The following is a 23,134-nucleotide window of genomic DNA, read 5'->3' on the forward strand; positions in this document are numbered from 1 at the left end:
CCGAGCCCGCTGCCCCTACTCCTGCGGGTCCTGCCCGGTCGCCTTGCGCAGCGTCACGAAGGACACCGCCGCCGCCGCGACCGCCACCCCGATCCCGACCAGCGCGGATCGCTGCATACCCAGATCGAAGGCCGCACGGGCCGAGTCGAGCAGGGTCTGTCCGGTGCTGGCGTCGACCTCCCCGGCGACCCGGACCGCACCGGCCAGGGTCTCCCCCGCGGCGTGGCCCTGGTCGACGGTCATCGAGTCAGGCACCACGACTCGCGCCCGGTAGGTGGCGTTCAGCACCGAGCCGAGCACCGCCACACCCAGCGTGGTGCCCAGCTCGTAGGCGGTCTCGGACACCGCCGAGGCGGCACCGGCCTTCTCCGCTGGGACCGACGCGACGATCTCGTCATTGGTCAAGGTCTCCGCCAGTCCGACACCCAGGGCCATCACCACAAAGGCCACCGCGATGGTGCCCGCCGTGGGATCGGTGCCGACCCGACTGGCCAGCAGGTACCCGAGCGCCGCCAGCAGGAACGATCCGCCGATCAGCATGCCCGGCCGGATGTAGCGCACCAGCGTGACCGCCACCAGTCCGGCGATCACTGAGGCGACCAGTCCGGGCAGCAGCACCAGACCGGCGTCCATCGGGGACATCCCGAGCACCAGCTGGAGGAACTGCGAGACCACCACCAGCAGCCCGCTGAAGCCCATGATCGACAGCAGATTCGCGCACACCGCCCCGCTGAAGGTCGCCCGCGTGAACAGCGACACGTCCAGCATCGGTGTGGTCAACCGGCGCTGCCGCCGCACGAAGGCCCACCCGGCGACCAGTCCGACCGCCACCCCCAGGAACGTCCGGGCACTGACCCCGTGCTCGCCGACCTCGATGATCGCGTGCACCAGCGGCAGCATCGTGACCAGGGACAGCAGGATGCTCGGCACATCCACCGGGCCAGGGTGCGGGTCGCGAGACTCCGGCACCAGCCAGAGCGCCAGCGGGATCAGCACCAGCAGCAGCGGGGTGTTCAGCAAGAACACCGACCCCCACCAGAAGTGCGTGAGCAGGAACCCGCCGACGATCGGCCCCAGCGCTCCACCGGCCGCGAAGCCCGCCGCCCAGATGGCGATGGCCAATCGGCGCTGGGCACGGTCGGTGAAGACATTGCGCAACAGGGACAGCGTGGAGGGCATCAGGGTCGCGCCGAACACGCCGAGCAGCGCCCGGGCCGCGATCAGCAGCGGGGGGGTGGGTGCCCAGGCGGCCAGCAGCGACACCAGAGCAAAGCCGGTCGCCCCGACCAGCAGCAGTCGGCGTCGGCCGATCCGGTCGCCCAGCGAGCCCATGGGTACCAGCAGACCGGCCAGCATCAGCGGGTAGGCGTCCACGATCCACAGCAGTTGCCCGCCCGAGGCACCGAGCGCGGTGGTGATCGCCGGGAGCGCGAAGCTCAGCACGGTGTTGTCCACCGAGATCAGCAGCACCGGGAGCATCAGCACCGCCAGTGCTGCCCAGGGGCGGGTGGTGCGGGTCGCCTGCGGCGGGGCGAGGAGCGCGGACATCAGGGCACGGCCTTTCCAGTGGAGTCGTCATCGGGATCGGTCGCGCTCTGCCTCGTCCCGGCGGCTCTCGACCGGGTATCAACTGTACCGTCTGGACGGTACAGTCCACGACCCCGGTACGGTCATCCCATGCCCGACGCCGCGAGCACCCGTGACCGCCTGCTGGACGCCTTCGAGCAGGTGCTGATCGACCACGGCAGCCGCGCCGCCACCCTCGACGCGGTGGCAGCGGCCGCGGGCGTCTCCAAGGGCGGACTGCTCTACCACTTCCCCAACAAGGCGGCGCTGGAGGCCGGACAGCGGGAACGACTCCGGGCCCTGGGCGAGGCCGACCTGGCCGCGATGACCGCCGCACCCGAGGGCGCAGCGGACTACTACCTGGTGGAGTCCACCTCATCCGGTGGCGCACTGGACCGGGCGCTGATCGCCGCCGCCCGCCTGTCCGAAGAGGCCGGTGAGCACGACTCCGTGCTCGACGACCTGCGGGCCGCCTGGTACCACGCGCTGCTGACCGAACTCGGTGACCCGGCGCTGGCGCACGTCATCCAACTCGTCGGCGACGGCATGTACTACAACGCGGTGGCCGGCAGCCGGGACGAGGGCGCACTGGAACACGCCCGGGAGATCCTGTCCCGGCTGCGCGGCTGAGACTCAGGCCGCCCCGGAGGACGCCCAGGTGTCGACCGCCCGGGCCAGCGCCTCGCGGTTGTCCACGCCGACCTTGCGGAAGGCGTTCAGCAGGTGGTTCTCCACCGTGCGCACGCTCAGCACCAGCGAGGTGGCGATCTCCGCGGTCTGCATCCCCTCAGAGACCATCACCGCGATCTCCCGCTCGCGCGAGGTCAGATCCACCGCCTTGGACAGCGGGGCGAACAGGCCGCGCATATCCGCCGCGTACAACGCGGCCTCATTCCAGGACTGCTCAGCCTGTGCGGCCGCCGCATCGAACTCCCCGTTCTGGCGCAAGGCCAGCGCACGAGTCACCCCGGCGCGGGTCGAGTACAGCCGCAGATCCGCCTCGTTCAACGCCTTGGCGCATGCCGCCAGCGCATCCGGGTCCTGGGAGCCGACCGCCTGACAGTAGGCCGCGAGCCGCTGCACGAACACCGCCTCGACGTCCTTGACCTGCTCCGCCAACCAGTGCGCACGGGCCACATCCGGCTGACGCTCCAGCGACGCCACCGCGATGGTCACCGCCGCGACCGCCATTCCGGCCGCCATCCGCTCCTCGACCATCGTCCACAGCGCATCCGCGGACTCCGCCCCCGGCCCGCGGATCAACAGCGTCGCCATATCCGGTGCCATCGCTGGGTACGGCCCCCGCGGTGCGCCCAGCGCCTCGGCCTGCTGCGCCAACCCTTGGGCGTAATTCACCCGGCCCTGGAACGACGCCACCACCGCGGCCAGGGTCAGCACCCCGTTGCGGAAGTGCGCCTGCAATGTCTGGTTGTTCGGCAGGCTCAGCACTGAGGACAGCAGCGTGTCGACCTCATCCAGGCGGCCGACCATGGTCAGACCGAGCACGGCGACATAGGCGTGAGCCTGGTACGAACCGGGGTCCAGCGCCGCCCGAGCCTCCTGGGCATCGGACAGTGCCTGACTGATCGCCTCTTCCGGACGACCGTCCAGCATCGTCGCCAGCGTGGTGCTCAACTGGTTGCTGAGCCGGAAGCGCTCATCCACCGGGTCGGAGCCCGCGATCTCCGCCATCGCCTCGGTGATCCGCCCGCCGGCCACCAGGGCCTCCGCCCGAGCCGCCCGCAGCGCCTCCAGGTTGAGTGGGTCCTCCCCCACCACGTCCGGATGCAGCAAGTCGGTATCGGGCAGCCCCGCGGTCACCAGGTGCAGGTGCGCCCGGGTGGCCTGGAGCACACCGGTGAACTCCGGGAAGTCCGGCAGCGCCTCGGTCAGCAGTCGATCCGCCTCCGCCGGGACGCCGCGCCGCAACCCCAGATCGACGGCGTGCCAGACCACCAGCAGCGCCTCGGCGCGCGGGTTCTCCGGCGTGGGACGGGTGCCCGCCACCACCGCGTCGGTCTCCTCCGGGCTGGCCTGCAAACTGAGCAGCGCGATCATCAGCGGCACCGCATTCACCGCGGAGGGGTCGGCGCGCCACGCGGTCCGTCGCAGCTCGACCTCGACCTGCCAGTACTCGGCGAAGCGTCGGCCCATCACGGTCTCGGTGCCGCTCAGGGCAGCCACCCGGGAGACCGTCGACGGCACCGGACGCCAGGAGGTCTGCTCGCCGAGCAGCCGCGACAGCTCCTCAGTGGCCTGCACCCGGCGGATCGAGCTGGACTCGTTGCGCAAGTACTCGGCGACCAGCGGAGGGAACACCCCGATGGCCGGCTGCGGGCCACCCTCAAGCACCTGGATCAGACCGGCGTCATCCAGACCGGTCAGCACCGGCCAGGGGACCACGGTCCGCGCCAGATCGAAGTCCAATGTCCCGGCGTAAGACAGCAGGGTCAGGGCGTCCAGACCGGACTCATCCAGCTCGGCCAGCAGCGGCTCCACCGCCTGCGCCAGCGACGGGTCCCACAGCCCGCCACGCACCACCCAGAGGTTGTCCCGACGGACCAGCCGGCCGGTGCGGCGACCGGTGTCCACCAGCGCCGCAACCAGACCGGGCAGCCCACCGGACTTGGTGGCGATCCGCGCCAGCGCGGAGGGCTCGACCGCACCGGGCAGCATCTCGTGCACCAGGCGATGCACCGCGTCGTAGCGCATCGGCGGCAGCACCACCCGCGCCGCAGGGGCCAGATCCGCGGTGATCAGCGTGGTCTCCAGCTGTCGGCGACCAGCAGGGCGACTGGCGGCCAGCACCGGCACCGGCACCCGGCGACGCACCGCGGCGACCACCCCGGCACTGACCTGGTCGACCGCCTCGACATCGTCGATCACCAGCACGGACGGGCGCGCAGTGATCCGGCGTTCCAGCGCGGTCACCGCCGCGGAGAGCGAGCCACCCGTGGGCGAGTTCGGCACCTCGACACCGCCGACACCCAACGCCGCCAGCGGTCGATCGGCCAGCGCGGCCACGCCACTGACCGTCACGGCGGAGACGCCATCGTCCGCCAACAGCTCCACGACCCGACGCAGCACCCCGCTGCGCCCGGACGTCCGCATCCCCACCACGTTCACGCTGATCCCGGACCGTAGGTACTCCACCACGGTCTTCACAGTCTCCGCGTGCAGCGCCACCTCGTCTGCCATACGGCGAAACTACTCATATAGCGCGAGGTAGGCGACTACACAGGGACCCAGATCCCACTCAGACCGCATCGAATCGCCCGCACAACGTGAGCGAAACCACCCCTAACCGGTCAGATTCGTACTCTGCGGGGGTTGCTCACCGAGGTCCACCGTGCGTCCTCGTCGCCCTGGTACCCGTCCTGCTGGTCCACTGCCTCGTCCAGCTGACCCATCTGCGCCCCCTCGATCCGCGGAATCCAGGCTTGCCGAGCCCGGAGTGGGCGACCAGTCTGGGCAGTGCCCCGGTGTCTTCGCATCCGGAGCGGGTGAATTTCCCATCCCACGTCCCAGTCCGCGCCCGTCGGCGGCTGCGACGATCGACACCAGACCCGCGCACGCAGCCGACAGCAGAAGGTCATATGTCCGTCGACACCGCCGCCCCACAGACCCCCTACGCCGAGTCGCCCACTGCGGTCCTGGCCCGACTGCACGCCCACGAAGGCGGCCTGACCGACACCGATGCCATCGCGCGACTGGCCGCGTCCGGCCCGAACCGGTTGCCCGCACCCCCGCGCCCGAGCGTGATCCGCCGCCTGGCCGGGCACTTCGACGACATCCTGATCTACATCCTGCTGGCGTCAGCGGTGCTGAAGGCGATCCTCGGCGATTGGATCGACTTCACGGTGATCCTGGCGGTGGCCGTCATCAACGGGCTGGTCGGCTTCATCCAGGAGGGTCAAGCGGAGAAGGCTCTGGACGGCATCCGCACCATGCTGTCCCTCGACGCGCAGGCCCGCCGGGACGGGCAGTGGCAGGTGATCGACGCCGAGACACTGGTCCCCGGCGATGTGGTCCGGGTCCGCTCCGGCGACCGGGTGCCCGCCGACCTGCGCCTGCTGTCCGCCACCGGCCTGCAGGTGGACGAGGCCGCGCTCACCGGTGAGTCCGTGCCGGCCGCCAAGGACCCGCGCGCCGTGGATGCCCGCGCCGGGATCGGCGACCGCTCCTCGATGCTCTACTCCGGCACCCTGGTCGCCACCGGCACCGGGATCGGCGTGGTGGTCGCCACCGGCGGCGATACCGAGATCGGTCGGATCCAGGCGCTGGTCGCCGGGGTGGACCACCTCGACACCCCGTTGACCCGCCAGCTCGGTGCCTTCGGCCGGGCCCTGTCGATCGGCATCCTGGTGATGGCCGCGGTGATGCTGGTGATCGGCCGGGTGGTGCACGACTTCGCGCTGCCGGATCTGGTCTCCGCTGCGATCGGCTTCGCGGTGGCTGCCGTGCCCGAGGGATTGCCAGCTCTGGTCACCGTGACCCTGGCGCTCGGCGTCCAGCAGATGGCCCGACGCCACGCGATCACCCGCAAGCTGACCTCGGTGGAGGCGCTGGGGTCGGTCACCACGATCTGCTCGGACAAGACCGGCACCCTGACCACCAATGAGATGACCGTCCGCTCAGTGGTCACCCGCGGCGGGCTGTACGCGGTGCACGGCCTGGGCTATGCCCCGCAGGGCCACCTCACCCGGGACGACACCACGGTCGAGCCCTCGGCGCTGGTCGACCTGCGCCGTCTGATCCGCGCCGCCGGTTCCTGCAATGACGCCCGCGTGGTCCAGGACGGCGATCAGTGGCGGGTAGTGGGCCAGCCCACCGAGGGCGCGGTCGCCACACTGACCCGCAAATCCGGCGTCGACCTCTCCGGCATCGAACGGCTGGCGGTGCTGCCCTTCGAGTCCGCCACCAAGTACATGGCCACCCTGGACGCCGACGACGACGGAAGGGTCTACCGGGTGGTGGGCGCCCCCGACCGACTGCTGGACCGCTGCACCCACCAGCTCGGCGCAGACGGCACCCCCGAACCGCTCGACCTGGCGCACTGGGACGCCGTGATCGACGACCTGGCCGGGCAGGGCCTGCGCACCCTCGCCGCCGCCGAGCGTCCCGCCGCGGATGACGCCACCGACCTCGACCCGCAGGATGTCGCCGACGACCTGGTGTTCCTCGGCGTACTCGGCATCGTGGACCCGCCGCGACCGGAGGCCGTGCAGGCGATCGCCGACTGCCACCGCGCGGGCATCCGGGTCAAGATGATCACCGGCGACCACGTCGGCACCGCCACCGCCATCGCCCGGGAACTGGGCATCGCCTCCGCCGAGGGCGAGGTGAACGCGCTCACCGGCGCCGAGCTGGAGGAGATGACCGGCGACCAGCTCTCCGCCCGGGTCCGCGAGGTCGACGTCTACGCCCGCACCAGCCCCGAGCACAAGCTGCGCATCGTCCGCGCCCTCCAGGGCCACGGCGAGGTCGTCGCCATGACCGGTGACGGCGTGAACGACGCCCCCGCCCTCACCCGGGCCGACGTCGGCATCGCGATGGGCATCAAGGGCACCGAGGCCACCAAGGAGGCCGCCGAGATCGTCCTCGCCGATGACAACTTCGCCACCATCGAGCGCGCGGTGGAGGAGGGGCGTCGGATCTACGACAACATCCGCAAATCCGTGGTCTTCCTGCTGCCCACCAACGGCGCGCAGTCGCTGGTGATCCTGGTGGCGGTGCTCTTCGGGCTGTCCCTGCCGCTGGCCCCGGTGCAGATCCTCTGGGTCAACCTGGTCACCGCCATCACCCTGTCCCTGGCGCTCGCCTACGAGCCCGCCGAGCCGGATGTGATGAGCCGTCCCCCGCGCACACCGGGCGGCTCCGTCCTCTCCCGGGATTCGCTCACCGAGGTGATCACCGCCTCCGTGCTGATCGGTGGGGCCACCCTGGCCGTCTACTTCGTCGAGCGGAACTCCGGCTCCCCGAACGCCGTCGCCCAGACCACCGCGGTCACCATGCTCGCCCTCGGCCAGCTGGCCTACCTGTTCTCGTGCCGGTTCCTGAACAACAGCAGCCTGACCGCGCGGGTGCTGCGCGGGAACCCGGTGGTCTGGCTGGCCACTGGTGCACTGGTCGTGTTCCAGCTGGTGTTCACCTACGCGCCCTTCATGCACAGCTGGTTCGACTCCGCGCCCATCGGTCCGCGGCAGTGGGCGCTCACGGCGGGGCTGGCCATCGTGGTGTTCCTGCTGGTCGAGCTCATGAAGGCGGTGGACCGGGCGCGGGGACGACGGCGGTAGGGTCGCCGCTATGCCGCCCGCCCTGGTGCTGATCGGCCCGGCGGGGACCGGGAAGTCGACCGTGGGCGCAGCGGTCGCCGCCGCGCTCGACGTGCCGTTCTGGGACGCGGACGAGCACGGCGAGCAGTTCTACGCCGAGCAGGGCTGGACCCTCGACCGGCTGCGGGACCGGATCACGACTGTCGGACGACTCGCAGCCGAGTACGAGTGGGAACCGGCTCGCGCCCATGCCGTCACCGCTCTGGTCGACGCCGCCGACGGCGGAGTGCTGGCCCTCGGCGCGGGTCACACCACCTACACGCAGGCCGCCCATCGAGCTACCGTCCAGGCAGCACTGGCCACCGCGCCGCATGTCGTGATGCTCCTCCCGCATAAGGATGCCGATCTGGGCCTGCCGGTCCTCCGGGAGCGCTGCCGTGCGGACAAGGGCACCGAGTGGGTCCGTGACGGGCACGACTTCCTCGCGCAGTGGTGGGCGGACCCGCACCCGCGTCGGTGGGCGACGGACCTGGTGATCACCGGGGACGAGGGCCCAGCCGCCACCGCTGAGCGCGTACTCGCGCTGGTCGACCCCGCGCGTCCGGGCCGCCGAGCGTGAGAACCACGACGAGCAGGCCCGGATCAGAGCTCCGCGGGATCGACCAGGAACCCGGCCATATCCGCGACCTCGCCGCCGACATCCGCCTGCACCTCGCGGGCGATGGACCGGACCACCTGCGCCGCCCGACCACGGGCCACCCGGTGCACCAGCGACGGGTGTTCCGCCTCCAGCTCCTCCAGCTCCGGAGGTTCCCAGGTCACCCGGTAGGCAACCACCTCACCGGCGGTCCAGCTCAGGCCGTGCAGCACCAGGGGCAGGTCACCCTCGGATTCGGCGCGCACTGACACCGCACCGTCAGCGCCCAGGTCGATCAGCACCCCGAATCCCTCGGCCACTGGCGGGTTCTGCACCATCCACGCGTCGAAGGCATCCGCCTCGGCATGCAACCGACGGCGCTCGTCCGGGTCGTCGATGCCGATGCCGCCGTCCGGGCGCTCGACCAGCACCCGCCCGGTGTGCGCGACAGTGCCCAGACGCTCGGGTGAGACCTCCGGGGTGTCGGCCTGGGCCTGCGGCGCGATCCGGCGGGCAGCGGCCAGCACAGTGTCCGGCTCCACCCATCGGTCGCTGAACACGGTCAGGTCCAGGGCGGCATCCATCTCCGGCGCCAACACCACGCCGGTGTCGGTGCGGATGGCACCGCCGAGCCGTCGTGCGACATCGACCAGCCAGCGCAGCACCCGCCCCTCCTCACGGACCGGCTGCTGCCCGCCGAACGCCCGACGCAGTCCGTCCCGGTCACCGCCGAGCGCGGGGGTGTCCACCCGTTCCCGTGGGACGTCGACCGGCCACGCCGTGACCAGATCCGCCGACGCACCGAGTCGACTGACCAGCGCGGGATTGGCGGCGAAGGGCCCGGTCACCGTGGACAGCCGTCCGAGTCGGAGCACCCCCGGGGTGGCCTGCGCACCGGTCTCCCGGCGAGTGCTCGGCACCCGGGGCGGGCGCTCCCACCGGGCCGCGGAGAACCGGCTGATCGCCAGCACCTCGACCTCGTCAGGTGCCACCCCGTCCGGGAGCAGCAACAGATGACGACCCGGCACCGGCGAGCCCTCCGGCCACCCAGTCAGCTGCGGCCAGGGGGTCATCTCAGACCTGCGTGCGGTGGAAGTTCTGCCAGGACCGGGAGGCGGTCGGTCCACGCTGACCCTGGTACCGCGACCCCGTGGCACCGGAGCCGTAGGGTCGCTCCGCCGGGGAGCTCAGCCGGAAGAAGCACATCTGGCCGATCTTCATCCCGGGCCACAGCGTGATCGGCAGCGTCGCGACATTCGACAGTTCCAGGGTCACGTGCCCGCTGAAGCCCGGGTCGATGAACCCGGCGGTGGAGTGGGTGAGCAGCCCGAGCCGACCCAGCGAGGACTTGCCCTCCAACCGGGCGGCGATGTCCTCCGGCAGGGTCACCTCCTCAAAGGTCGACCCGAGGACGAACTCCCCCGGGTGCAGGACGAAGGGCTCCTTCGGGTCGACCTCGACTAGCCGGGTCAGATCGGGCTGCTCCACGGAGGGGTCGATCATCGCGTAGCGGTGGTTGTCGAACAGCCGGAAGAACCGGTCGAGTCGCACGTCCACACTGGACGGCTGCACCATCTCCGGCGTGGTGGGGTCCAGGACCACCCGCCCGGCGTCGAGTTCGGCACGGATATCGCGATCAGAGAGCAGCACGGGTCCACGGTACCGGCCGGACCCCGAGCCCTCCCCCCGCGCTCTCCTCCTGAGCGCCCGGGCCCCGCCGAGGAGTCAGTTTCTGAGCCGCATATCGCCCGAGTCGCCTCAGAAACTGACTCCTCGGTGGGCGGGCAAGCGCAGAGGGGATCGCGAGGGGCGGGACCCAGGGAAGCGATTCGACGGTGCGTTACGCTGGCCGCTGTGGGTGCGTGGGAGCGCTCCCGCACCGGCAGTCAGCACCCAGACCTGGAAGGCGCAACGATGCGGTTCGGCCACTTCGACGACGAGGCACGCGAGTACGTCATCACGACGCCGCACACCCCGTACCCCTGGATCAACTACCTGGGCTCGCAGGAGTTCTTCTCGCTGATCTCGCACACCGCGGGCGGCTACTCCTTCTACCGCGACGCGAAGATGCGCCGCCTGACCCGGTACCGCTACAACAACATCCCCACCGACGACGGCGGCCGGTACTTCTACGTCAACGACGGCGGCGACGTGTGGACCCCGGGCTGGCTGCCGGTCAAGGCCGAGCTGGATCACTTCGAGGCACGGCACGGACTGGGCTACTCCCGGATCACCGGCTCCCGTGGCGGTCTGACCGTCGACACCCTGTTCTTCGTCCCCGTCGACGAGAACGCGGAGATCCAGCAGGTCACCCTGACCAACGACTCCGACGCACCCAAGACCGTGCAGCTGTTCTCCTTCGTGGAGTTCTGCCTCTGGAACGCCCAGGACGACCAGACCAACTACCAGCGCAACCTGTCGCTGGCCGAGGTCGAGGTCGAGCTGGACGGCCCGCACGGCTCCGCGATCTTCCACAAGACCGAGTACCGCGAGCGCCGCGACCACTACGCGGTGTACGCCGTGAACACCCGCGCCACCGGCTTCGACACCGACCGGGACAGCTTCGTCGGACCGTGGAACGGCCTGGGCGAGGCCGCCGTGCCCCGCGCCGGGAAGTCCACCGACTCGGTCGCCTCCGGCTGGTACCCGATCGGCTCGCACCAGGTCGAGGTCACCCTGGCCCCGGGCGAGTCCCGGTCGCTGACCTACGTGCTCGGCTACATCGAGAACGAGCACGACACCAAGTGGGCCCCCGGCAGCGACAAGCAGCTGATCAACCGCGAGCGCGCCCACGGCCTGCTCTCCCGCTACGCCACCACCGAACAGACCGAGGCCGCCTTCGACCGGCTGCGCAGCTACTGGGCCGACATGCTCGGCAGCTACACCGTCAGCTCCGGCGACGAGAAGCTGGACCGGATGGTCAACATCTGGAACCAGTACCAGTGCATGGTGACCTTCAACATGTCCCGGTCGGCGTCGTACTTCGAGACCGGGATCGGCCGCGGCATGGGCTTCCGCGACTCCAACCAGGACCTGCTCGGGTTCGTGCACCTGGTCCCGGAGCGGGCACGTGAGCGGATCATCGACATCGCCTCCACCCAGTTCCCGGACGGGTCGGCGTACCACCAGTACCAGCCGCTGACCAAGCGCGGGAACAACGACATCGGCTCCGGCTTCAACGACGACCCGCTGTGGCTGATCCTCGGCGTGGCGGCGTACATCAAGGAGACCGGCGACTGGGCGATCCTCGACGAGCCGGTGCCCTTCGACAACCAGCCCGGCTCCGAGGTGCCGCTGTTCGAGCATCTGACCCGGTCTTTCGACTTCACCGTGAACAACCGGGGGCCGCACGGTCTGCCGCTGATCGGCCGCGCCGACTGGAACGACTGCCTGAACCTCAACTGCTTCAGCACCGAGCCGGGTGAGTCCTTCCAGACCACGGAGAACCAGTCCGGTGGTGTCGCGGAGTCGGTGTTCATCGCCGCGATGTTCGCCGCCATCGGCCCGGAGTACGCCGAGCTGGCCGAGCGCCGTGGCCTGCCCGAGGTCGCCGCCGCTGCGCGGGATGCTGTCGGCCAGATGCGCGCCGCGGTGCTGGCCCACGGCTGGGACGGCGAGTGGTTCCTGCGGGCGTACGACTTCTTCGGCAACCCGATCGGCACCGACGCCAAGCCCGAGGGCAAGATCTGGATCGAGCCGCAGGGCTTCGCCGTGATGGGCGGCATCGGCATCGACCCGCAGAACCCGGCCAACCCGGAGTCCGAGGCCGTCCGCGCCCTGGAGTCGGTCAATCGGCATCTGGCCACCGACCACGGCATGGTGCTCCAGCACCCGGCGTACACCAGCTACCAGATCGAGTTGGGCGAGGTCTCCACCTACCCGCCGGGCTACAAGGAGAACGGTGGCATCTTCTGCCACAACAACCCGTGGGTGATCATCGGCGAGACCATCGTCGGCAACGGGGCCCGGGCATTCGACTACTACCAGCGGATCACTCCGGCCTACCGCGAGGACATCTCCGAGGTGCACCGCCTGGAGCCCTACGTCTACGCCCAGATGATCGCCGGTAAGGAGGCGGTCCGGCACGGTGAGGCCAAGAACTCCTGGCTCACCGGCACCGCCGCGTGGAACTTCGTCGCGGTCAGCCAGTACCTGCTCGGCGTCCGCCCGGACTACGACGGCCTGACCGTCGACCCGCAGATCGGCCCGGATGTGCCCTCGTTCACCGTCACCCGCACCATCCGCGGCGCCCGGTACGAGATCGCCGTCACCAACTCCGGCACCCCCGGCGCCCGCGCCTCGGTGTCCGTGGACGGTGAGCCGATCGAGGGCCGGACGGTGCCCTACGCCGCGGCCGGCAGCACGGTGAAGGTCGCCGTCACCCTCTGATCCACCACGGTCGAAGGCCCCGGAGCTGCGTGCTCCGGGGCCTTCGGTGTCGGGGGTGCTCCCACCCGCCGCGCGAACCCGTTACACTGGGGATGCACGCCACGCGGATGTAGTTCAATGGTAGAACTTCAGCTTCCCAAGCTGATAGCGCGGGTTCGATTCCCGTCATCCGCTCAGATCGAAGGCCCGGACCAGATGGTCCGGGCCTTCGTCATTCCCAGGTCAGCGCGCGATCAGCGCGAACACCCCCCAGCCGAAGTGCGCCCGGGCACCCAGCACGTAGTCGGCCGGCTCAGTGGCCAGCAGCTCACGCACCTGGTCGTGCAGCTCGTGGCCCGGGTTCGCATCCGCCCACCGGCGCATCGCCAACCACTGCGGTGCCATGTAGCCGTCCCAGGTGGACTCGGTCGCGCAGACCATCTGGACCACGTCGTAGCCCAGCTCCCCGAAGGAGCCGAGCAGGCCGGGCAGTGTCAGGTAGTCCGCCGCCGACTCGACGCCGCAGGCCTGCAACGCCGCCGCGTCGGTCGGCACCGTGCGCCAGTACGGCTCGCCGATCAGCAGCATCCCGCCGGGCGTGAGGCTGCGTCGCAGCAGCTCCACGGTGCCGGGCACGCCGCCACCGATCCAGGTCGCGCCCACGCATGCCGCGAGGTCGACCGGCTCGTCGCTGACATACCCGGCGGCGTCGGACTCCACGAACCACACGCGGTCGCCCACGCCGAGCTCGTGGGCCCGCGCCCGGGCGGAGGCCACAAAGTCCGGGTTGAGCTCCACGCCCACGCCGGAGATGTCGTGGTCGCGCGCCCAGGTGGCAAGCAGCTCACCCGACCCGGACGCCAGGTCGAGCACCCGGCTGCCCGGTCGCAGCTGGAGGGAACGACCGAAGTCGGCGAGCTGCCGTTCGGTCAGCGGGTTGTGAATCCGGTGGCCGGACTCACGGATGGAGAAGAGGCGAAGATCGAACACGGTGATGCTCCTTGCTGAGGTCCAGTGTGGGGTCGTCGGACAAGCGGGCAGCGCTCGTCGGGACGAGGACCGGCATCAGGCATCGCACTCTCTGTGTCCGCCCGGGTGGGCGGGGCTCCGGGTGAGCCGAGCCCACGGTAGATCGGTGCGGGGGCGCGGTCGAGGGGTTTTCCGGACCCGGATGCTCAGCCCACTACCCTGAACGCCATGTGGACCCTCCTCGCCGTCGCGGCCGGACTCGGACTGTGCTTCCTGATCATCCGCGCGACCAGTGGCCGCCGAGTCCGCAACGGACGCCCGACCACCGCGGTCATCCAGGGGTTCCGGCCCACGGGTGGCACCTCGGGCGATCGGCCGGTGATCGACTTCACCGTCCGGTTCACCGACCTCGCCACCGGCATCGAGCACACCAGTGTGTCCCGCGAGGCACCGAGCGCGATCTACACCCCGCAGTTCCAGATCGGGATGAGTGTGCCGATCCTGTTCCAGCCCGACGACCCGACCCGGGTGACCTTCGACTGGTCCACCCTGGTGGCACGCAACCGCGCGTCCTGAGTCCCTAGGATCGCCCGGTGATCCTTGTCGACCCGCCGGTCTGGCCCGCCCACGACACCCTGTGGTCGCATCTGGTCTCCGACACGTCGGTGGCCGAGTTGCACGCCTTCGCCGGAGCGCTCGGGATCGGTCGGCGCGCCTTCGACCTTGATCATTACGACATCCCGGCTGCGCGGCATCGGGAGGTGGTCGAGGCCGGGGCCACACCCCTCAGCGGCGGGGAGCTCACCCGGCGCTTGATCGGTTCCGGGCTGCGGGTGCGCGGACGGGATCGGCCGCTGTTGAAGGGTCTGCGCCGTCGCTGGCTGGATCGACGCCCGGAGGATTTCACGCCGGTGGACGATCTGCTGGTGCGCTGGCGTGAGCCGCACCGGACCTATCACGATGCCCGGCATCTGGCGGAGTGCCTGACGGCCCTGGACCTGCTGGCGGACCGCCCCGAGCTCACGCGGACCGCCGAGCTGGCCCTGTGGTTCCACGACGCCGTGCACGACGGCAGCACCCCCGGTGACGAGCAGGCCTCGGCTGCCCTGGCCGTGGAGGTGCTGGACGATCCCCGGGTGGCGGAGCTGATCCTGATGACCGCCCACCACGATCCTGACCCAGCCGATCCGGTGGCCGCCCTGGTGAGCGACGCCGATCTGGCGATCCTCGGTGCCGAACCCAAGCGCTACGACGAGTACCGCCGTCAGATCCGTGCGGAGTACGCGACCGTGCCCGAGGAGCAGTTCCGGGTTGGACGGGCGGCGGTGCTGGAGCAGCTGCTCGCGCTGCCGACGCTGTACCGCACCGAGCGAGGGCGACGGCTGTGGGCCGAGCGCGCGGGGGCCAACCTACGGGGCGAGTTGGCTGACCTGCGGCCCTGACCGACCGTTCAGATCAGCGGCGGCACATCCGGGGCCAGCCGCCGTTGCAGCCCCGACCCCAACGCCAGTCCGGCCAACACACCCAGGCAGATCGCGACCATGGACACCCCGGTGGTGACGATGGTGGTGATCGCCTGATCGGTGACCGCCCCCAGCGCGGAGGTGACGCCAACCAGTCCCAACGCACCGGGCACCAGGACCCAGAATCCGGGCAGGAAGGTCACCAGGAACGGCGGTCCGCTGCGCCGGGTGGCCGCGACCATCGCCACCGGGGTCATCGCCAGCGCCCCCACGAACGACGACACTGACGCGCCCAGCAGCAGGCCACCGAGCACCTGCCCGGCGTAGGCGACCACCAGCACCAGCGTGATCCACGGCAGCGTCTCGGTGCGGGCGTCGTTGTTCAGCACCACACCCACGGCGTAGACCAGCACACCGATCCAGGGTGCCGCCCAGCCCAACGGATGACCCCCGCCCGAGCTCAGCTCCGTGGCCGGCACACCGACCAGACCGGCCGCCGCGGTGATCCCGAGGGCCAGGAGCACCAACTGCATGACGCCCGCGGCCAGCCGGGCCGACCCCGCGATCATCTGCCGGGTGGCCAAATCGATGACGCCGGTGGTCAGGAGCGCACCGGGCAGGAAGGTCACCAGCGGCCCGACCAGCGGTGCGAGCAGCCCCACCGGCAGCCCGGTCCGCACCAGCAGGAACACCGGCACCGCCACCAGGAACGCGCACGCGCCGGTGAGCAGGCCCTGGTACACCGGCGGCATGCGACGGGTCAGGCGGGTCACCACGGACACCACCCCACCGAGCACCGCCGACAGCAGCACATCCAGCCACCCGCCGCCGAGCACCAGGGACAGCCCGGCCGCGACCACGACGTATCCGAGGGCACGCCGTCGCCCGGTGGACGGTGCTGGGGAATCCAGGATCGACCGCAGCGTGTCGAGACCCTCGGCGGGTCGCACCGCGCCTCGCACCGCCGCCTGTGCCAGGTCCAGGACATCGGCGACCTGGTCCAGACGCAGCGCGCGGCCCCCTGCGGTGGCGACCGCCGTGCGCACGGTCTGCCCGTCCGGAACCGACACCATCAACGCCGTCGGGAAGGTCACCACGGCGGTGCCGGGCAGCCCGTTGACCGCGGCGATCCGTTGCAGGGTGCCGTTGACCTGGGCGATCGGGGAGCTGGTGTCCACCATCGCCTCGCCCAGTTGGATCAGGAAGCGCACGGTCTCATCCGCGGCGGCACGCTCGGTGGCGGTGCCCGCTCGGGCGGGAGGCGTGGCCGGGCCCTGCGGAGTGGGGGATCCACCGGTGGGCACCACCGCGGGCAGCACCGCGGTCGCCGCGTCCGCGGGCACCACCGCGATCTCGGCGGTCCGCGATGCGGGCTCGACGTCGTCGGACGGGCCATCGTGTGCAGCACGCGCCCGCAACCGTTCGACCACGCCGGTATTGCGCCACAGCCACACCACCCCCACCGCTGCGGCGGCCAGGATCAGGACCGCCACTAGCACCATCCCCCAGGGCAACGCGGAATCTGCGGCCGCCGGGCGACTCAGCCACCCGGGAGTGCTGGGGACGACGCTGGTCGTGGTCGGCTCCGGGCTGGGCTGGGTGGGGGTGGACTCGGGGGATGACGAGGGACCGACGGTCGGCTGCTCGGTGGGCACGACTGCTGTCGGGTCGGGTGCGGGCTGGGTGGTTGGTTGCGCGGTGGAGGTGGGGGCAGGCCCGTCGGTCGGGGCCGGTGAGCTCGTGGGTCCGACGCTGGGCTGGGGGGTCGGTTCAGCGGTCGCAGGCGCGGTGGGATCGGGGACGCTGACCCCGGTCGGTGCCGTCACGCCCGGACACCGAAGCCCGTGACGCCCTCCGGCTCTTCATGCTGGATGTCGACCGTGTCCACCCGAGCCGCACGCGGCCCCGTGCCCAGCCACTCGACCATGCGGGCAACAGCGTCGGCAGGCTCCTCGATGACGGCCTCGACACTGCCGTCGTCTCGGTTGGCGACCCATCCGCTCAGACCGAGGCGCTCGGCCTCGGCATGCGCGGACCAGCGGAAGCCGACCCCCTGCACTCGGCCGCGGACGACCACCCGCCTGCGCTGCATCCGACCCTCCCGCCAGCGATCACGATTCCGAGCGAGGCTACCTGCGCGCGAGATCCACACCGGTCACAGGTCCGTGACCTGCACACTCGCGCCGTCATCCCCTGGCATTACCCACACTGTGCATATCGCTGTGGATAACTCTCGCCCCGGTCGTCCATTTCCGGGCGATCAGTCCCATTGGTGACGCCTCGGCGACTCGGGCGTCACGCGAGTTGTGCACAGTTTGGCATGCCGCTGGAGGCTGCCCATACTCCCGATGCCAGGGCGGCGTCAACTGGGGTCCTCTGCTGCACCACACAGCCCGTTCACAGCGGTGCTGCCCGCCGGAAACCCGCGGTGACCTGCGTAGATGCGCGTGAGGCCACCGAGTGCGATGCGGCCGCGGAACTTACACCCCATGACCCGTCCCCTGGCAAGTCCCACTTTGTCATCTGGGGACCACCACCTCGTTATCCACACGCTGTCCACAGCTCGACTGGCTTCGACACCAACCCGTCCACATCCCTGTGGACAAAATCTGTGGACAACACGCATAAGACACGCCGGTCGACGGCGTGTCTGGGGGGTCACGCCGCGATGTCGCGCAGGTGGTGAACCACATCGTGCAGGTAGTACTGGCCCAACGTCTCGACCGTGAACACCGACCCGTTCGATCGGCGCCCGGTGCGCTCCCACTGATCGGCCCGCACCCGATCCAGCGCAGCGGCCCAGGCCTCCGCCGCGTCCGTGAGCTCCTCGGCAACCTGGCCCGGGTCCTGCAGGTCGTACCGGTCCTCGCGGGCGGTCGCGTCCTGGTCCCAGTTCGCGAATAGCGGGTCGTCGAGGGACAGCATCAGCGCGAGCCGCTCGGCGAAGACCCGGTGCACATCGCGCACGTGGGCGCCGTACTCGAGCACCGACCACACCTGGGGGCTCGGTCGCACGGTGGCGGCAGGGCGCCCCAGAGCCGCCCGGTAGCGCGGGATCAGGTCACGGACGGTGCCGGCGAGCTGGTCGAAGCGCACATCGGCGGCACCGAAGCCACAGTCCGGGCATCGATCCCGCAGCACCCACGTCCAGTCCTTCTCGTCCGGCTCGGCAGGCAGGTAGGGACGGTTCGATTCTTCGGCTGATGTCATGGGCCGCACGGTAGTCGCCGCGCGCCCCGGACACGCGAAAGGCCGGACCGTCAGGGGCTCGGTCCGGCCTTGCGCGTCGGCTAGAGGTGGGTCTGCGGTACCCGGTCATGCTGGTGGCGTCACACGCCGTGTGCTCAGCGCAGTGGCGACTGGCGCTGCGTCGGCACCCGCGGTGTGGTGTCGCTCTGCTGGGCACGCGGACCCAACAGCTGCTCCACATCCGAGCGCCGGTACCGACGGTGACCGCCCAACGTCCGGACAGCGTCCAACCGTCCGGCACGCGCCCAGGCCGCCACCGTCTTGGCCTGGACGCCGAAAACAGCGGCGACCTCAGCCGGAGTCATGAGCTCCTCGGTCGACTTGACCATGCTGCTCACTTCCACACCTCCCCGAGTTCAGCTCGGCTGGATACGCCGAGCTTGCGAATGATCCGATGGACGTGGTTCTCGACCGTGCGAACGCTCAGGAAGCAACTCGCCGCGATCTCCGCATTACTGCGTCCGGCAACCACGAGCCGGAGGATGTCCTGCTCCCGGGGCGTGACCGCCGCCCGGAGCGAGCGGCCGGGTGCGAGGTCAAGTGCGGCGCACCCGACCTCCTCGGCCAAGTCGTTGGCACGGGCCCGCCAGAACTCGGCGAGTACCTCGTCGTGCCGATGCACCGCGGCCATCGCCCGGGCAGCGACCCCGGCGAAGAACGGCCGGCCGTGCGCGCGCAGCTCCTGGTAGGCCTTCTCCAGCGCCTCGGAGCGGTTCTCGGTGAGGGCCTGGTGGTAGCTGATCATCGGGGTGAACAGATCACCCGAGACCCGACCGGCGACCTCGCGGATGTGCACCAGCCGCTCGGCATTCCACGGTGCCACCGCAAGCGTCCATACCGCGAGCGCGGCGGGCAAGAACCCGCGACGTTCCAGTTCCAGACCGGACTCCCACAGCGCGTCCAAGGTCTCGTCGCCGTCCCGCAGCGCATCGATGTACGCCCGCGACCAGGCCGTCGACCCGAGCAGCGAATAGGAGTGCACCACCCCGAACCGTTCGGCCTGCCGCTGCGTGGCCTCGGCCAGGTCGAAGCGACCGCGCCGCGCCTGAAGCACGGCGAACATGGTCAGGTTGGCCACGTGCAACGGCATGTGCGGGAACGGCGGCACACCGATGGTCAGCGCCTCGTCCAGCACGGCCTCGGCCTCGCCGTAGCGCCCCTGGAAGAACAGCCCCTTGGCGGCCTCGTGCGAGTGCATCGCGATGCCGAAGGGCTCCAGAGCCGTGACCGCGGCGTCGCGGTAGGCGCTGGCCTTGGCCACCACTGCGTCGAGGTCGCCGCCGAGCGCGATGGCCTGCACCTCGAGGGTCCGGCGCACCGCCAGCGTGTGCCCGTCGGTGGTCTCCGGCAGGTCGGCCAGCGCGGCCAAGGCACGCGGCCCATCACCTTCGATCACCGCGGCGAGCGCTGGGGCGACCGAGTCGTCGGGCGTGGAGGTGACCAGTGGATCGGGCACCACACGCTCGCCACGGTGCGGCGCGTCGTCGGTGGGCGGCTGCGCACCGACCGACTCCAGATGCCGACCCAGCGTGAGCAGTGCGGTGCGCACCTGCTCGGAGGCACCGTCCCCGGCAGCGTCCTGCAACGCCTCGATGGCGGCGGGCAGGTCGTTGTCCACCCAGGCGCGCCACCGGGCCACCGTGTCCAGGTAGCGCAGGATGGTGCTGTCGTCCGCGCCGGACAGGTCCGTGCGCTCGAGCACGTCGACGATCTCCCGGCGGTCCACGCCGCGGCTGATCATCACGTCCAGCAGCTCGCGGGCGTGGTCGGGGCTGCGATCGATCTCCCACGCGGCCTGGGCGGCGGCGTGTTCGGCGCGCTGCCGCTCCTGGATCAGCGCGGCTTCGCTGGCGGGCAGCGGGGTCACCGACGGGGTGCCGGTCAGCTGGCCACGCAGATCGGTCGCCCAGCCCTCATCCGGGGTGGACAGCGCGCGGGCCAGGGGTGAGACCTCGCGCTGGAGGTATTGGGCCAGCAGCGGCGGGCTCAACGCCACCGAGCTGTGGCCCTCCACGGGCGCGGCGACCTCGATCAGCCGCCGGTCCTCCAGCTCCAGCAGGGCGTCTTCACCCACCAGGGTTCGGGCATTCTCGATGTCGACCGCACCGGCCTGGGCCAGTCGGGTCGCTGCGGTGACCAGCGGCTCCGGGAGTCCGGCCACAAAGGCGGAGACCACTCGGGAGATGCCCGGGCTCCACAGATCCGAGGTGCCCTGCCAGACGCCGCCGCGCTCGATCAGCTTGCCGGCCCGGCGGGCTGCGGAGGCGAAGCGCACCATCAGCCCGGGCAGCCCGGCGGTCTTGGTCATCAACCGTGCGACGGTGGCGGACTCGACGGCACCGCCGAGGACATCGGCCATCAGCTCGGCGCAGTCCTCGAAGGTCAACGGCCGCATGTCCAACCGCAGCGCGGTCGGGAACGGCAGATCCGCCCGTACCCGGCCCCGGCTCTGCCCGGTGGCGACCACCGGCACACGGGTGCGTGCAGCGGCGTGCTGCAACAGGGCCAGCGAGGCCGCGTCGAGGTCATCGAGGTCATCGACCAGCAGGGCTTGGTCGTGCTGACGCAGTCGGTCGACCAGGGCGTTGTAGGCCGCCCCTAGGAGGGATTCCTGGCCCTTGGGCGGCGCGCCCGACACCTGCGCCAAGTCCAAGGCGGACAGTGCGGATTCCAGGCCGGGCACGCCTCGGACGAACACCGGCTCGTGACCAGCCTCGCGCAGGTGCTGGGCGATCGCGTGCAGCAGTGTCGTGCGGCCGGAGAGGGGTCGGCCCAGGATGACCACGCTCTCGCGCGACGCGATGGCGTCGAGAGAGTGATCGAGCAAGGTGGAGTGACAAAACGTCATGGCTCACGTCCGGACAGGGGTCGGGTTCGTTTGCGCAGCGAATCATCCGTTTCCGGCTCTGGACGGCGAATCGGGGCGAATTGGTGGGGTGTGCACGGGTAGCGACCGCAGTACGTGAGTACTCCGAGCACGAGGCCTGGGGGCAAAACGGTGCCCTGCCGTGAGCTTTTCGCGTCGAACCGATGGCAGCGACCACTCGGGTCACCCCGGCTCGGTCCCACGAGGGAGGCTGCCGTGGACCACCCGGTCGAATCGGCCGATTCGCCGCGCAAGAGAGGGCGCACCGAAGGGTAGGCAAACCTAAGTTCTTCTGCGATGCTGACGTCGCGTCACTTCCCACCCGCCCGAGGAGCACCGATGACCACCACCGCCCCCCGACCCACCGTCGACCCCACCTGTGACGGTGCACCGCTGTCCGCGCTGCTGCGCGCGAGCACCCGGGACGACCACCAGGCCGCCGAGTCGATGCCCTTCATCGACCGACTCCTCGCCGGTGAGCTGAGCGCCGCGGCCTACGCCGATCTGGCCGCCCAGCTGGTGCCGGTGTACCAGGCGCTGGAAGAGGTTGGCGATCAGCTGAGCACCGACCCGATCGGTGCCAGCATCGTGTTCGAGGAGCTGCGCCGCACTCCCTCACTGGCCGCCGACCTGGCCGCACTGGTCGGACCGGAGTGGGCCGACCGCCCGGACATGGCCGCGCACCCGGCCACCACCACCTATGTCGCACGCATCCGCTCCGGCGGCCTGCCCGGCTACGTGGCCCACGCGTACACCCGCTACCTCGGGGACCTGTCCGGCGGTCAGGTGATCGCGCGGATGGTGCAGCGGCACTACGGCGTCCCGGAGGAGGCTCTCTCCTTCTACCGCTTCGCGCAGATCGACCGGATCAAGCCGTTCAAGGATGTCTACCGCGAACGCATGGACGCTCTCCCCCTCACCGCCGAGCAGCGCGCCGCCGTGGTCGCCGAATCCCGGGAAGCGTTCCGCGCCAACCGCGAGCTCTTCGCCGCACTCGGGGCGCGCCACCTCGGATGACGCGGGTGCTGACACTTCGTGCGAGAATGTCAGCATGCCCAAGATCATCGGCGGATCCCTGCACGAGCACCGGGAGCAGACCCGGTTGAAACTCTTCGCTGCGCTCTCCGAGCTGATGGGCGAGCGGGGGTTCGATGCGATCACGCTGGCGGACATCGCTGCGGCGGCGGGAATCGGCCGCACGGCGGTCTACAACCACTTCGCCGACAAGGAGGCGATGCTGCTCGGCTTCATCATGCATGAGACCGAGCAGTACGTGGTCGCGCTGGAGGAGGAGCTGGCCGGGATCGACGACCCGACCCAGAAGCTGCGCAGCTACATCCGCGCGCAGTCCCGGCTGAAGCGTGACTACCACCTGGTCAGTGGCACCGACCTGCGTTCGGTGCTGTCCCGGGGTACTCAGCAGCGCATGCGCGAGCACGTCATCATGCTGGAGCAGGTGCTGCGCCGGATTCTGGCCGCCGGCATCGACTCCGGTGCCTTCCCCGCCCAGGACCTCGGCACCTCCGTCGCGCTGGTCAACGCCTGCCTGACCCGCACCCTGCCCACCGACGAGCCCGCCCGGGAGCAGGCCATCGAGTCGACGGTGGCCTTCGTGCTCCGAGCGGTCGGCGCAGACCCGAACCAGGTCAGCACGCCCACCCGCGAACCCGCGCTCGTCTAAGGCACCCTCGATCTGCAGGACGCGCAGGTGTGCGCGTCCTGTTCAGCCACGATGATGGGG

The 23,134-nt window shown here is 70.6% G+C and carries 18 protein-coding genes and 1 tRNA gene; 9 read left to right on the forward strand and 10 right to left on the reverse strand.

Features of this window, described 5'->3' with window-relative positions; genetic code table 11:
• Positions 1-15: 15 nt before the first annotated feature.
• Positions 16-1,548, reverse strand: a complete 1,533-nt coding sequence (locus AB0N78_RS12875) for an MFS transporter (protein ID WP_363390751.1) — start codon at positions 1,546-1,548, stop codon at positions 16-18.
• Positions 1,549-1,677: 129 nt separating this feature from the next.
• On the opposite strand from AB0N78_RS12875, the gene AB0N78_RS12880 reads away from it, so the two are divergent.
• Positions 1,678-2,196, forward strand: coding sequence for a TetR family transcriptional regulator (locus tag AB0N78_RS12880; protein ID WP_363390754.1), 519 nt, complete (start codon positions 1,678-1,680; stop codon positions 2,194-2,196).
• 3 nt (positions 2,197-2,199) lie between these two features.
• On the opposite strand, the gene AB0N78_RS12885 is transcribed toward AB0N78_RS12880, so the two are convergent.
• A complete protein-coding gene (locus tag AB0N78_RS12885) occupies positions 2,200-4,764 on the reverse strand; it encodes a LuxR C-terminal-related transcriptional regulator (RefSeq protein ID WP_363390757.1) in 2,565 nt (854 codons plus the stop codon).
• Between the two features lie 398 nt (positions 4,765-5,162).
• Between AB0N78_RS12885 and AB0N78_RS12890 the strand changes: the two genes are divergently transcribed.
• Together AB0N78_RS12890 and AB0N78_RS12895 are read left to right on the forward strand one after the other, a co-directional pair.
• Positions 5,163-7,862 (forward strand): HAD-IC family P-type ATPase, encoded by a 2,700-nt coding sequence (locus AB0N78_RS12890; protein ID WP_363390760.1) that lies wholly within the window; start codon positions 5,163-5,165, stop codon positions 7,860-7,862.
• Positions 7,863-7,872: 10 nt separating this feature from the next.
• Complete coding sequence (locus tag AB0N78_RS12895) at positions 7,873-8,460, forward strand: shikimate kinase (RefSeq protein ID WP_363390762.1); 588 nt, start codon at positions 7,873-7,875, stop codon at positions 8,458-8,460.
• A gap of 23 nt (positions 8,461-8,483) precedes the next feature.
• Here AB0N78_RS12895 and AB0N78_RS12900 read toward each other — a convergent pair whose 3' ends face one another.
• Both AB0N78_RS12900 and dcd read right to left on the reverse strand, forming a co-directional pair.
• Positions 8,484-9,551: a hypothetical protein gene (locus AB0N78_RS12900; RefSeq protein ID WP_363390765.1), complete on the reverse strand. Its 1,068-nt coding sequence runs from the start codon at positions 9,549-9,551 to the stop codon at positions 8,484-8,486.
• 1 nt (position 9,552) lies between these two features.
• Positions 9,553-10,128: a dCTP deaminase gene (gene dcd, locus AB0N78_RS12905; protein WP_363390768.1), complete on the reverse strand. Its 576-nt coding sequence runs from the start codon at positions 10,126-10,128 to the stop codon at positions 9,553-9,555.
• A 204-nt stretch (positions 10,129-10,332) separates the two neighbouring features.
• Here dcd and AB0N78_RS12910 point away from each other — a divergent pair, with 204 nt between their 5' ends.
• Both AB0N78_RS12910 and AB0N78_RS12915 read left to right on the forward strand, forming a co-directional pair.
• The gene (locus tag AB0N78_RS12910) at positions 10,333-12,867 is read left to right on the forward strand and encodes a glycosyl transferase (RefSeq protein WP_363390771.1); all 2,535 of its coding nucleotides are present in this window, start codon (positions 10,333-10,335) and stop codon (positions 12,865-12,867) included.
• A gap of 103 nt (positions 12,868-12,970) precedes the next feature.
• Positions 12,971-13,041, forward strand: a tRNA-Gly gene (locus AB0N78_RS12915).
• 48 nt (positions 13,042-13,089) lie between these two features.
• On the opposite strand, the gene AB0N78_RS12920 is transcribed toward AB0N78_RS12915, so the two are convergent.
• The gene (locus tag AB0N78_RS12920; protein WP_363390774.1) at positions 13,090-13,836 is read right to left on the reverse strand and encodes a methyltransferase domain-containing protein; all 747 of its coding nucleotides are present in this window, start codon (positions 13,834-13,836) and stop codon (positions 13,090-13,092) included.
• Between the two features lie 207 nt (positions 13,837-14,043).
• Between AB0N78_RS12920 and AB0N78_RS12925 the strand changes: the two genes are divergently transcribed.
• Positions 14,044-14,391: a DUF3592 domain-containing protein gene (locus AB0N78_RS12925; RefSeq protein WP_363390777.1), complete on the forward strand. Its 348-nt coding sequence runs from the start codon at positions 14,044-14,046 to the stop codon at positions 14,389-14,391.
• 17 nt (positions 14,392-14,408) lie between these two features.
• The gene (locus tag AB0N78_RS12930; protein WP_363390780.1) at positions 14,409-15,257 is read left to right on the forward strand and encodes a DUF4031 domain-containing protein; all 849 of its coding nucleotides are present in this window, start codon (positions 14,409-14,411) and stop codon (positions 15,255-15,257) included.
• Between the two features lie 8 nt (positions 15,258-15,265).
• Here AB0N78_RS12930 and AB0N78_RS12935 read toward each other — a convergent pair whose 3' ends face one another.
• The 5 genes from AB0N78_RS12935 to AB0N78_RS12955 form a co-directional block, all read right to left on the reverse strand.
• Positions 15,266-16,933: a threonine/serine exporter family protein gene (locus tag AB0N78_RS12935; RefSeq protein WP_363390783.1), complete on the reverse strand. Its 1,668-nt coding sequence runs from the start codon at positions 16,931-16,933 to the stop codon at positions 15,266-15,268.
• Between the two features lie 167 nt (positions 16,934-17,100).
• On the reverse strand, positions 17,101-17,370 hold the full coding sequence (locus AB0N78_RS12940) for an acylphosphatase (protein WP_363390786.1): 270 nt from the start codon (positions 17,368-17,370) through the stop codon (positions 17,101-17,103).
• A gap of 566 nt (positions 17,371-17,936) precedes the next feature.
• Entirely contained in the window at positions 17,937-18,488 is a 552-nt protein-coding gene (locus tag AB0N78_RS12945) for a DinB family protein (RefSeq protein WP_363390789.1), read from the reverse strand.
• Positions 18,489-18,622: 134 nt separating this feature from the next.
• Positions 18,623-18,856 (reverse strand): BldC family transcriptional regulator, encoded by a 234-nt coding sequence (locus tag AB0N78_RS12950; protein ID WP_363391476.1) that lies wholly within the window; start codon positions 18,854-18,856, stop codon positions 18,623-18,625.
• 5 nt (positions 18,857-18,861) lie between these two features.
• Complete coding sequence (locus AB0N78_RS12955; protein ID WP_363390792.1) at positions 18,862-21,375, reverse strand: LuxR C-terminal-related transcriptional regulator; 2,514 nt, start codon at positions 21,373-21,375, stop codon at positions 18,862-18,864.
• A gap of 357 nt (positions 21,376-21,732) precedes the next feature.
• Here AB0N78_RS12955 and AB0N78_RS12960 point away from each other — a divergent pair, with 357 nt between their 5' ends.
• A complete protein-coding gene (locus tag AB0N78_RS12960; protein ID WP_363390795.1) occupies positions 21,733-22,410 on the forward strand; it encodes a biliverdin-producing heme oxygenase in 678 nt (225 codons plus the stop codon).
• Positions 22,411-22,444: 34 nt separating this feature from the next.
• Complete coding sequence (locus AB0N78_RS12965) at positions 22,445-23,074, forward strand: TetR/AcrR family transcriptional regulator (RefSeq protein WP_363390798.1); 630 nt, start codon at positions 22,445-22,447, stop codon at positions 23,072-23,074.
• The last annotated feature ends 60 nt before the right edge of the window (positions 23,075-23,134 follow it).

It is taken from the genome of Cellulomonas sp. NPDC089187 (assembly GCF_040685135.1).
Classification (GTDB): domain Bacteria; phylum Actinomycetota; class Actinomycetes; order Actinomycetales; family Cellulomonadaceae; genus Cellulomonas.